Here is an 11,024-nt window from a genome sequence, read left to right as displayed (position 1 = left end):
CGGGGCGGTCGACGCCGTCCGGAGCGAAGGAGACACCGTGACCCGCAAGCTCGCCGAGCTCACCGGCCCGCAGACCCTCGAACGGCTCACCGCCGACTCGGTGCTGCTGGTGCCCATCGGCGCCATCGAGCACCACGGCCCGCACCTGCCGCTGATCACCGACGCGCTCGTCGCCGAGGCCGCCGTCGAGGCACTCGTGCCGGCCGCCGTCCAGGCCGGGATCGACGCCTGGCAGCTGCCCACCCTCTCGATCGGCAAGTCCGACGAGCACCACTGGGCCTCAGGCACCCTCTGGCTCAACGCCACCACCCTTTTCGAGACCCTCGTCGACCTGGGCCGCTCGGTGGCCACCACGCCCGCGCGCAAGCTGGTGTTCGTCAACGGTCACGGCGGCAACGTCGCCCTGCTCCAGGTGATCAACCGCGAGCTGCGCCGCCGTTTCGGGCTGATGGTCTTCAGCACCGGTGCGCTCCAGATCCCGGCCGGAACCGGGGACGACGGACCCGACGAGCTCGGCCTCGGCATCCACGGCGGCTGGGCCGAGACCTCGATCGTCATGCACCTGCGACCCGACCTCGTGCACCCCGAGCTCTTCGCCCGCAACGTGCCGGAGGAGATGACGACCTACGAGCACATCGGCTTCAACGGCCGCCCCGTCACCTTCGGCTGGCTCTCCGACGACTTCGGCCCGAGCGGGGTGATCGGCGACCCGACCGGCTCGACCGCCGAGGCCGGCAAGGCGCTCTTCGAGTACGGCATCGGCAAGGGACTCGAGGCGCTCGCCGAGATCGACCGCTTCTCGCTGCCGCCGCGCGCGGGCTCGGGAGCGCCGTGACGGCGTCCGTCGTCGCTGCGCGCTTCACCGGCACCGGCGTCGTCGTGGCCGGGGGCGCCAGCGGCATCGGCGCCCGGATCGCCGAACGCTTCGCCGCCGAGGGCGCGCGGGTCGTCGTCCTGGATCGTGCGGCGCCGCGCTGCGACGACCACCTCGCGGGTGTGATCGCGGCCGACCTCGTCGACGAGAGCTCGGTGACGGCGGGGTTCGCGGCGGCGGTCGAGGAGCTCGGGCAGGTGCCGGTGGTCGTGAACTCCGCCGGCATCCACCTGCTCGCGCCGCTGCTGGAGACCTCGCTGGCCGACTGGCAGCGCATCCAGGACGTCAACGCGCGCGGCACGTTCCTGCTGACCCGGGTCGCCGCCGCGCACATGGTGGACGCCGGACTGCCCGGGCGCATCGTCAACATCGCCAGCATGGCCGCCAAACAGGGCGGCGCGCGCGAGATCGCCTACGCGGCCTCCAAGGCGGCGGTCGTGGCCATCAGCCGGGTCGCCGCCCTCGAACTCGGCTGCCACGGCATCACCGTCAACGCGATCTGCCCCGGCTACGTGCCGACCGACATGGGCGCCGAGACCCGCAGCGAGGACGATGTGCGCCGCTGGTGCTCGATGTCGCCGCTCGGCCGGCTCGGCACCCCCGACGACGTCGCCGGGCTCACGCTCTTCCTCGCCTCGCCGGAGGGGTCGTACATGACCGGGCAGGCGCTCAATGTGACCGGTGGGATGGCGATGCACTGAGGGTGGGCGGCGGGCGGCGGGCCAGTTTCCCCGGCCGGCCGGGGAAACTGGCCGAAATCGGCCCGCGGCGGCGCGATTCCGGGCAGTTTCGCCTGTCCGGTGGTGCTGGTGGTGCTGGTGGGGCTGGAGCCCGGACGACAGAGTCACCGGCCGCCCGGTGACTCTGTCGTTGGTCAGCTGAAGTTTCGTACGCCCACCGGCAGACTCAGCTGACCAATCCGGCCCGGGCCGCCAGCAGTTCCCGCAGCCGCGCGACCAGCTCGGACTCCTCGGCCGTGGTCAGGACGCCGTCGCGCACCACCACGCGCCCGCCCACCACCACGTGACGCGGACGCCGTCCGGGTGCGGCCCACAGCAGCCCCGCGACCGGATCGGCCACGCCGGCGTCCGCGACACCCGCGACGTCCCAGACCGCCAGGTCGCCGGAGCCGAGCAGGCCGAGGTCGGGGCGCCCGAGCCCGAGCGCGCCGCTGCGGGTGGCCATCGCGAGCACGTCGCGGGCGGGCAGCTGCGGGCCGACCAGCCCCGAGACCTGGAGCGCGAGCCGGGCGTCGGCGAGCAGGTGCCCGGCGTCGTTCGAGCCGCCGCCGCTGGTGCCCAGGCCCATCGTGATGCCGGCCGCAGCGAGCTCTGCGACGCGCGCGACGCCCCAGCCCATCGGCACATCGCACCCGGGCGCGTGGGTGCCCGTGACACCGGCCGCCGCGAGGCGCGCGACCTCCTCGGCGGTGAGGTCGACCAGGTGCGCGATCGTGACGTCGGGGGCCAGCCAGCCCCATTCCTCCAGCAGATCGATCGGACGGCGTCCGTAGCGCTCGAGGGCGATCGCGACGTCGACCTGCTCGTTGGCCTGGGTGCGGCGACGCAGTCCGTGGGCGGCGGCGACCTCGCCGAGCGCGGCGAAGGTGGCCTCGCCGTCGGAGTGGACGCCGGCCGGCCCGACGGCCACCTGCAGCATGCCGTCGGCCGTGACGCCGCCGTGCGGCACGAGCGCGGAGGCGATCGCGTCGGCCGAGGCACCCGCCCATGCGGCGTCGTCGCGGGCCGAGCCGCGCACGTAGACCAGCCGCGATCCCAGGTCGCGGGCGGCGTCGGCGATCGCGCGGGCGATGTCGACGGTGGCCGCCACCGAGGCGTCGTGCGGCCAGTTGAGATGGTGGTCGGCCACCGTGGTGACCCCGCACAGCAGACCCTCGGCGACGCCGACCGCAGCCGTCGCGGCGACCAGTTCGGGATCGATGCCGGCGGCGGAGTACGCCGCGGCCATCGTCGGCAGCCACTGCGCCATCGGGACGCCGCGGGTGCCCGGCAGGGTGCGGAATCCGCTCTGGAGCAGGTGGTGGTGGGCGTTGATCAGCCCCGGGGTCACCACGCAGCCGGTCGCGTCGATCTCGGTCACCTCGGTGGCGCCGTCGTCGAGGGTGAGATCGCCGATGCGCTCGCCCTCGGCGTCCCAGAGCACCATCGCATCGCGCACCACCAGCGTCATGGCCGCGACGGTAGCCCGGACGCGGCGCGGTCGGGTTTCGGGACCGTTTCGCCCGCCGTCGTCCGGCCCGGAGGGTTCGCGGGGCGGCACGTGGGGGGCGAAACCTGATGTTGTGGGGCGAAACTTCGCCCATCAACATCAGGTTTCCCCGGCTGACCGGGGAAACCTGCAGCCGCCCGTGGCAGAGTCGCCCCATGAGCGAGCACTTCGACGCGATCGTCGTCGGCGCGGGCCTGGCCGGCCTGGTCGCCACCCACGAAGCGGCCCTGGGCGGCAAGCGGGTGCTGGTGATCGACCAGGAGAACCGGGCCAACCTGGGCGGGCAGGCGTTCTGGTCGCTGGGCGGGCTGTTCTTCGTCGACAGCCCCGAGCAGCGCCGCATGGGCATCAAGGACTCCTTCGACCTCGCCTGGCAGGACTGGCAGGGCTCGGCGGCCTTCGACCGGCTCGACGACGAGGACTCCTGGGCCAAGCGCTGGGCCGAGGCCTACGTCGGCTTCGCGGCAGGCGAGAAGCGCGCCTACCTGCGCGCGCTGGGGCTGCGCAGCATCCCGATGGTCGGCTGGGCCGAGCGCGGCGACGGCTCGGCCACCGGCCACGGCAACTCGGTGCCCCGCTTCCACCTCACGTGGGGCACCGGCCCCGGCGTCGTCGACACGTTCCTGCCCTCGGTGCTCGACGCCGAGAGCCGCGGCCGGGTGCGGTTCGCGTTCCGTCACCAGGTCGACGAGCTGATCGTCGAGGGCGGCGCCGTGGTCGGCGTCCGCGGCACGGTGCTCGAGCCGAGCGACGCCGCCCGCGGGGTGAAGTCCTCGCGCACGAAGGTCGGGGCGTTCGAGTACCGCGCGGACGCCGTCGTCGTCTCCTCCGGCGGCATCGGCCACAACCACGAGCTGATCCGCCGCAACTGGCCCACCGAGCGGGTCGGCCCGGCGCCGCAGCACCTCATCTCCGGCGTCCCGGCCCACGTCGACGGCCGCATGCTCGCCATCACCGAGGCCGCGGGCGGGCGCATCGTCAACCGCGACCGCATGTGGGCCTACACCGAGGGCATCCACAACTGGGACCCCATCTGGCCCGACCACGCGATCCGCATCCTGCCCGGCCCGAGCTCGATGTGGTTCGACGCGCTCGGACGCCGTCTGCGCGGCATGTCGGGCGTGCCCGGCGCCGACTCGATCGGCGCGATGAAGCAGATCCTCGCCACCGGCCACGACTACTCGTGGTTCGTGCTCACCCAGACCATCATCGAGAAGGAGTTCGCGCTCTCGGGCTCGGAGCAGAACCCCGACATCACCGGCAAGGACCTCAAGCTGCTGCTGCAGACCCGCGCCGCCAAGGGCGCGCCCGCGCCGGTCGAGGCGTTCAAGCAGCACGGCGAGGACTTCGTCGTCGCCGACACCCTCGCCGATCTCGTGGCCGGCATGAACAAGATCGCCCGCGGCCCCGACCTCGACCTCGAGGAGATGGAGCGGCAGATCGTGGCCCGCGACCGGGAGTTGGAGAACGCCTTCAGCAAGGACGTCCAGCTCATGACGATCGCCAACGCCCGGCGCTCGCGCACCGACAAGATCGTGCGCGTGGCCAAGCCGCACCGCATCCTCGATCCCGAGCACGGTCCGCTCATCGGCGTCCGGCTCAACATCCTCTCCCGCAAGACCCTGGGCGGTCTGCAGACCGACCTCGACAGCCGGGTCATCGGGCAGGACGGCGCCGCGGTGCCGGGTCTGTTCGCGGCCGGGGAGGCCGCCGGCTTCGGCGGTGGCGGCGTCCACGGCTACAACGCGCTGGAGGGCACCTTCCTCGGCGGCTGCATCTTCTCGGGCCGCAACGCCGGCCGCGCGATCGCCCGCGGCTGACCGCCCGACACAGCGAGGTCCCTGCTCCAGCGCACCAGGAGCAGGGACCTCGCGGTCGGGGAGCCCGGTCAGCCGGGGAGCACGGGCAGCAGGTTGATGAGCATCAGCCCGCCGTCGTTGTAGGAGTCCGCGCCGGTCGGCGCGGTGTTGTCGCCGATCTCGAGGCCGACGGCGACGAAGAGGCCGGTGGCGCTGTTCCACAGGCCGCCGCCCTGGGCGGACGCCGTGTTGCCGGTGACGGTGCCGCCGTTCCAGAGCACGATGCCCTGGCCGGTGACGTGCAGACCGCCGCCGTTGCCCGGCGCGGTGCCGGTGATGTTGCCGGTCATCGTGACGCCGGTGAGCTGCACGGTGCCCGCGGCCGTCTCGACCGCGCCGCCGGCCCGCTGCGAGCGGTTGTCGGCGAAGGTGGTGTCGTCGAGCTGCACCGAGCCGCCGACGTCCAGCAGGCCACCGCCGGAGCCCGCGGTGCCGGAGGCCAGGTTGTCGCGCACGGTGGAGGTCTCGACGGTCAGGTCGCCGCCGTCGTTGTAGAGGCCGCCGCCGCCCTGGTCGGCGCCCGCGCCGGCGGCGCTGTTGCGGGCGATGAGCGAGTCGCGCACGGTCATGGTGCCCTCGGCGCTGTTCCACAGGCCGCCGCCCTCGGCGGTAGCGGTGTTCGCCACCACGGTGGCCTCGACGATCTCGACGGTGCCGGCGCCGGTCAGGTGGAGCCCGCCGCCGTTGCCGGGAGTCGCGCCGGCCGCGTTGGCCCGCACCGTCGTGCCCTCGACGACGGTCGAGCCGGCCACCGCCTCGATGCCGCCACCGGCACGGACGGCGGTGTTGCCCTCGATGCGCCCCCCGACGACCGTCAGCACCCCCGCCGCGTTGAGGATGCCGCCGCCGGAGCCCGCGGTGCCGGTCGCGGTGTTGTCCTCCAGCACCGCCTTCTCGACCCGCAGGGAGCCGCCGTCGTTGTACAGGCCCCCGCCGCCCTGGTCGGCCGCCGCGCCGCGCGCCTCGTTCTGCAGGATCCGGGTGCCGCGCACGGTCATCGTGCCGTCCGCGCTGTTCCACAGGCCGCCGCCCTCGGCGCTCGCGACGTTGTCGCGCACCACCCCGCCGACCACGGTGACGGTCCCCTCGCCGGTGAGGTGCAGACCGCCGCCGTTGCCCGGCACGGCGCCCGTCTCGTTGCCCCGCAGGCTCACGCCGGTCAGCTCGGTGGTGCCGCCGACGGCCTCGATGCCGCCGCCGGCGCGGGTCGCGGAGTTGCCGCGCACGACGGTGCGGCTCACCGCCAGCTCGCCGCCCTCGTTGCTGATCGCACCCCCGGAGGCCAGTTCGCCGCGGGCGATGCTGGCGGTGATGGAACCGCCGACGACCTGCAGGACGCCGGCGCTGCGCACCGCGCCGCCGTTCTCGCCCTCGGGGGCACGGCCGCCGGTGAGCCCGACTCCGCGCAGGAGGAGCCGGCCCCCCTCGGCCACGTCGAAGATCCGGTCGATGCCGCGGGCGTCGATCGTGCGTCCGGCGCCGATGACCGTCACGGTTCCGGCCACGTCGAGGTCGCCCCGGCGCGGACCCTCGCCGTCCTGGCGCAGCGTGAGATCGCGGGTGAGCTCGATGCGCACCGCGCGGTCGCCGCCGGCGCGCCGGACGGCGTCGCGCAACTGCTGCTCGGTGGCGACACGGATGGTCGCCACCCGCGCCGACCGGTCGGCCTCGCCCGCGGTGGCCGGCGCGGCCAGGACGCCGGCGCCGAGGCCGGTGCCGGCCAGGCCGGTGACAGCTGCGGCCAGTCCGGCGGCCGCGCGGCGCCGCGTGGGGGACGGATGCTGGGGACCCTGCTTCGTCGTCATGGTGTCCTCTCCTGCGCAGCGGGCCCGACCCGCCGCTGGTGGATGTCGTCGGTGGATACGGCGCGCACCCGGCCGGCGTTCATCGCCCGCCCCAGCACGCGGGGATCCATCCGGGCCGCTCGCGGCCACGAACCATCTGCGCCGGGTCGTGAACGCCACGCCGGCCGGCGCCGTACACACCGTCGTGCAGCGTGAAGGAACGGGGAGGGAGTCGCCGGTGGACGACCCGCGCACCGATCTCCCCACGGATCGGCCGCTGGCCGACGAGGCCGGTGTCCACGCCGCCTACCTGCGCCACGGCCCGGAGATCTACCGGTTCGCCCTGCGCAGCCTCGCCGACCCGGGCGCGGCGCAGGACGCCACCCAGGAGACCTTCCTCAAGGCGTGGCGCCACGCCGACCGGTTCGACCCCGAGCTCGCCTCGTTGCGGGTGTGGCTCTTCGGGATCGCCCGCAACGTGGTCATCGACCAGCTGCGCCACCAGCAGGTGCGGCCCTGGCAGCGCCCTGTCGAGCCGCCGACGACGTCCGACCGGACGCCGCTGCCCGCCGACACCGCGGACGATCCGGCCGAGGAGCTGATGACCCGCTGGGTCGTGCAGGAGGCGTTGGCCCGGATCGCCGAACCCCAGCGGGCCGCGATCGTGCAGGTGCACCTGCGCCAACGTCCCTATGCCGAGGTCGCGGCCGAGCTCGGGGTGCCGATCGGCACCCTGCGGAGCCGGGTGTTCTACGGTCTGAAGGCGCTGCGCGCCACGATGGACGCGATGGGGGTGACGGCATGAGCGAGCAGGATCCGCGCTCGGACGCCGGGTTCGACCACGACGAGTGGCACGGACTGGTCGGCGCCCACGCCCTCGGGCACCTGGAGGGTCCCGAGCTCGATCGCCTGCAGGCGCATCTGGACGGGTGCGCCGCCTGCCGTGCCGACCTGCGCGACCTGGCGCCCCTCTCCGACCTGCTCGTGGGTCTCGACCCCGAGGCGTACGGCGTCCCGGCGGCGCCGCCCGCCGACCTCGGCGCCCGTATCCGCGAGGCGGTGGCCGCCGAGCCGCCCACCGGCCGTGGCCCGACGCCGCTGGAGCCGACCTCCGTCGCGACCGCGGCTCCCGACCTCGTCGCCGCCCGGCCCGTGGGCGGAGTCCCGTCGTCCGTGCCCGCCCGCCGTCCAGCGGCCGTGCGCGTCCTCGCCGTCGCCGCGGCCGTCGTCGTCGCGGCCGGTATCGGTGGCGTCGTGGGCCGCGCGAGCGCCCCGGAGCCGCCCACCCCGCCGCTCGAGCGCGTCGAGGTGCGGGCGGTCGCCGGTGCCGAGGGACCGGTCGCGATCGCCTCCTCCGAGCTCATCGCGCACACCTGGGGCGTCGAGCTGATCCTGCAGGGGCGCGGCTTCGTCGAGGGCGAGACCTACCGGGCGTCGTTCCGAACCACCGGCGGCACCTGGCGTCCCGCGGGGGCCTTCCGGGGCACCGGGGCACAGCCGCTGCTGTGCCGGTTGCAGTCGGCGGTGCTGCGAGATGCGGTCGACGCGGTGCGCATCGTCGACGACCGCGGCCGGGTCGTGGCCCGGGCACGGATCGTGCCCCGCACCTCCGACGCGTGAGCCGACGACCGGTCCACCGCGACCACGACCCGGGCTAGCCTGCGGACGTGCTGCTGCTCCGCCGGGACGACGCTCGCCGGATCGCTGTGCGCGCCCAGCTGCTCGGCGGCGGCCCGGAACCGACCCTGCCGACCCTGCCGCAGATGCTGCACCGTCTGGCCGGCGTCCAGGTCGACCTGACCGCGGCCGTGGCCCGCAGCGCCGACCTCGTGGCCCGGGCGCGGGTGCCGGGCTTCCGATCCGGCGAGCTGGAGGATCTCGCCGACGTGCGCGAGATCCTCGAGATCGCGGGCTTCTGGCGCCCCGCCGAGGACCTCGCCCTGTACGCGGCGGAGATGGCGCGCTGGCCCGGTGACGACGCCGCGCCCTGGCAGCTCGAACGGCTCTCTTGGCTCGCGGCCAACGCCGAGGCGCACGCCGGCGTCCTCGCGCAGCTGGCCGCCGACGGTCCCACCCGCCCGCGCGACCTCGACGTGCGCTGCGCCCGGCCGTGGCGCTCGAGCGGCTGGACCGACGGCAAGGACGTGCAGCAGCTCGTCGAGCTGCTGCTGGCCCGCGGTGAGCTGGCGGTGGCCGGACGCCGTGGCCGCGACCGGCTCGTCGATCTCGCCGAGCGGGTCTACCCCGAGGTCGAGGCGTGGCCGTACGAGGAGGCGCTGCGCGAGCGCGACCGGCGGCGGCTCGCGGCGCTCGGCATCGCGCGGGCCCAGCGTCCCGAGACCCCCGGCGAACCCGACCACGTCGGGGACGCCGGCGTCCCCGCGGTGGTCGAGGACGTCGCGGGGGAGTGGCGGGTGGATCCGGCGCTCCTCGACGCGCCGCCGGTCGAGGAGGACGCCGTCGCGCTGCTCAGCCCGCTCGACCGGCTCGTCATGGACCGGCTGCGGGCTCGGGAGCTGTTCGGCTTCGACTACCGCCTGGAGATGTACCAGCCGGCCGCGAAGAGGCAGTGGGGCTACTGGGCGATGCCGGTGCTCGTCGGCGACCGGCTGGTCGGCAAGCTCGACGCCGCCGCGGACCGCAAGGACGGCGTCCTGCGGGTGCATGCGGTGCATCGCGACGCCGACGGCCCGATCGAGTGGCCGGGCGCCTGGGTGGAGGCGGTCGACGCCGCGATCGACGATCTGGCGGCCTGGCTGGGACTCGAGCGGGTCGAGGCCTGAGGCCCCCGACGGATCGGTCGGCTGAGTCTCCAGCTGACTGCGGACAGCGCCATGAGCGGCCCCCGGGCACAGCAAAAGGCCCGGACCCGCCGCGAGGGAGCACTCGCGACGGGCCCGGGCCTCCCCCCTTTCAGCGGGCGTACGGTGCGAGCGCGGGCTCGCCGAACACCCGGGGCCCGAGGATCAGCTGCTGGCCGGCCACGGCGAGGACCTTCCCGAAGTTCTGCAGGTAGGTCGTGTAGTCGACGCCGGGGAAGACCAGCTGGAGGCACACCGAGGCGGGGATCCGGGAGGGGTCCGCGGTGCCGGGGTTGTCGAACGCGTCGAGGGCGAGTGCGTAGCCGACCGGGTCGGTGGTGCCCATCGAGAGGTGCTCGGAGAGGTGCAGGGGACAGATGGACTGCACCTGCACGTTGCGGATCGTGCCGTCGCCGGTGCGCAGCGGGCTGCTGGCGACCGGGTCGAAGTTCGGGAACACGACCTCGTCGGTGGCGGTGTAGATCTGGGTGTAGCTGATGCCGGCGTAGGTCTCCTGGCCGCTGTTGAGGGCGGTGAGGAACCTCGACCCGGACTTCTGCTGCCACACCGACGGCGCGCACCCGAGCAGGCAGATGAGCTGGGCGCTCTGGGTGCCGTGGTTGGAGGCGTCGAGGCTGACGAGGTCGTCGATCATCGTGCGGGTGTCGGGCCAGTACTTCAGCGACCACCGCGGCACCATGCCGCCCTGGCTGAAGCCGAGGATGTCGATCTTCCGCCCGGCCTTGGCGTAGGTGGTGCGGATGGCGCGGGCGACGTACTCGACGGCGACCTGGATGTCGAGCATGCCGTTGCCGGGCAGCGTGACCGCGCACCAGGGGCGGCCCTGGGCGGTGAAGACCTTCTCGTAGTTCCAGGAGAAGTTGAGCTCGGGGGTGAGCGTCGTGCCGGGCACGAGCAGCACCGGGGTGAGGGTGGAGCCGGCCAGGTCGCCCTGGCAGGTGACGGCGGCGTCGAGGGTGGCGTCGGGCACGGAGAAGGCCGGGCCGGGGTCGGCGGCGACGGCCGACGTGGGGAGGGCGAGGAGACCCGCGCCCGCGAGCGTGAGGGCGGCGACCGCGCCGGTCAGGCGGCGCGCGAAACTGGTACGGGTGTTCACTCGACCGACGCTAGCGAGGCCGTGTGATGCCCGCCACGGCCCAATGTCCCGGGCGTGGGGTGGCGGCTGGTTTCCCCGGCCGGCCGGGGAAACCAGCCGTTTCCGGCCCCGGATCGGCCCCGAACGGGCAGTTCCGCCTGTCCGGTGGTGCTGGTGGGGCTGCCGAGGCGCCGGCCCGACCGCCGCGGAAACCCCGTTGTGGACGCCGGATCGGCGACCTACGCTCGCAGGACACGGGAAAGGAGGTGATCCGAGGAATGAATTCCCATCGGACGCGTGAGGTGGCTGCCCGCTAGCAGCCGGCGCCCAGCGCATTCAGCGCTGCTGGCGAATCTCCAGCAGCCACCCGGCCCGCAGGTT

Annotated in this window: 9 protein-coding genes; 6 read left to right on the top strand and 3 right to left on the bottom strand. The window is 74.3% G+C overall.

Annotated elements, in window-relative coordinates; all coding sequences use genetic code 11:
* Both ABD671_RS04035 and ABD671_RS04030 read left to right on the top strand, forming a co-directional pair.
* A partial coding sequence (locus tag ABD671_RS04035) for a creatininase family protein (RefSeq protein ID WP_344731946.1) occupies window positions 1-835 on the top strand: 835 nt, incomplete at its 5' end.
* Entirely contained in the window at window positions 832-1,575 is a 744-nt protein-coding gene (locus ABD671_RS04030; protein WP_344731945.1) for an SDR family NAD(P)-dependent oxidoreductase, read from the top strand. The genes ABD671_RS04035 and ABD671_RS04030, both read left to right, overlap by 4 nt.
* Window positions 1,576-1,780: 205 nt before the next feature.
* Here ABD671_RS04030 and ABD671_RS04025 read toward each other — a convergent pair whose 3' ends face one another.
* The gene (locus tag ABD671_RS04025) at window positions 1,781-3,064 is read right to left on the bottom strand and encodes an amidohydrolase family protein (RefSeq protein ID WP_344731944.1); all 1,284 of its coding nucleotides are present in this window, start codon (window positions 3,062-3,064) and stop codon (window positions 1,781-1,783) included.
* A 194-nt stretch (window positions 3,065-3,258) separates the two neighbouring features.
* Here ABD671_RS04025 and ABD671_RS04020 point away from each other — a divergent pair, with 194 nt between their 5' ends.
* Window positions 3,259-4,923, top strand: a complete 1,665-nt coding sequence (locus ABD671_RS04020; protein ID WP_344731943.1) for an FAD-binding dehydrogenase — start codon at window positions 3,259-3,261, stop codon at window positions 4,921-4,923.
* Window positions 4,924-4,991: 68 nt separating this feature from the next.
* Here the strand turns inward: ABD671_RS04020 and ABD671_RS04015 are convergent, their stop codons facing one another.
* A complete protein-coding gene (locus ABD671_RS04015) occupies window positions 4,992-6,767 on the bottom strand; it encodes a right-handed parallel beta-helix repeat-containing protein (protein WP_344731942.1) in 1,776 nt (591 codons plus the stop codon).
* A gap of 217 nt (window positions 6,768-6,984) precedes the next feature.
* Between ABD671_RS04015 and ABD671_RS04010 the strand changes: the two genes are divergently transcribed.
* The 3 genes from ABD671_RS04010 to ABD671_RS04000 are packed head-to-tail and all read left to right on the top strand — an operon-like array spanning window position 6,985 to window position 9,529.
* Entirely contained in the window at window positions 6,985-7,551 is a 567-nt protein-coding gene (locus ABD671_RS04010; protein ID WP_344731941.1) for an RNA polymerase sigma factor, read from the top strand.
* Window positions 7,548-8,366, top strand: coding sequence for a zf-HC2 domain-containing protein (locus ABD671_RS04005; protein WP_344731940.1), 819 nt, complete (start codon window positions 7,548-7,550; stop codon window positions 8,364-8,366). The genes ABD671_RS04010 and ABD671_RS04005 overlap by 4 nt, the downstream gene beginning before the upstream one ends.
* Window positions 8,367-8,413: 47 nt before the next feature.
* A complete protein-coding gene (locus tag ABD671_RS04000; protein WP_344731939.1) occupies window positions 8,414-9,529 on the top strand; it encodes a DNA glycosylase AlkZ-like family protein in 1,116 nt (371 codons plus the stop codon).
* Between the two features lie 130 nt (window positions 9,530-9,659).
* Here ABD671_RS04000 and ABD671_RS03995 read toward each other — a convergent pair whose 3' ends face one another.
* The gene (locus ABD671_RS03995) at window positions 9,660-10,664 is read right to left on the bottom strand and encodes an esterase/lipase family protein (RefSeq protein ID WP_344731938.1); all 1,005 of its coding nucleotides are present in this window, start codon (window positions 10,662-10,664) and stop codon (window positions 9,660-9,662) included.
* Window positions 10,665-11,024: the final 360 nt, after the last annotated feature.

The sequence above is a fragment of the Nocardioides fonticola genome (assembly GCF_039536805.1).
In the GTDB taxonomy this organism is placed as follows: domain Bacteria; phylum Actinomycetota; class Actinomycetes; order Propionibacteriales; family Nocardioidaceae; genus Nocardioides; species Nocardioides fonticola.
The sequence above is the reverse complement of the archived record's forward strand: the minus strand, read 5'-3'. Positions and strand labels throughout refer to the sequence as shown.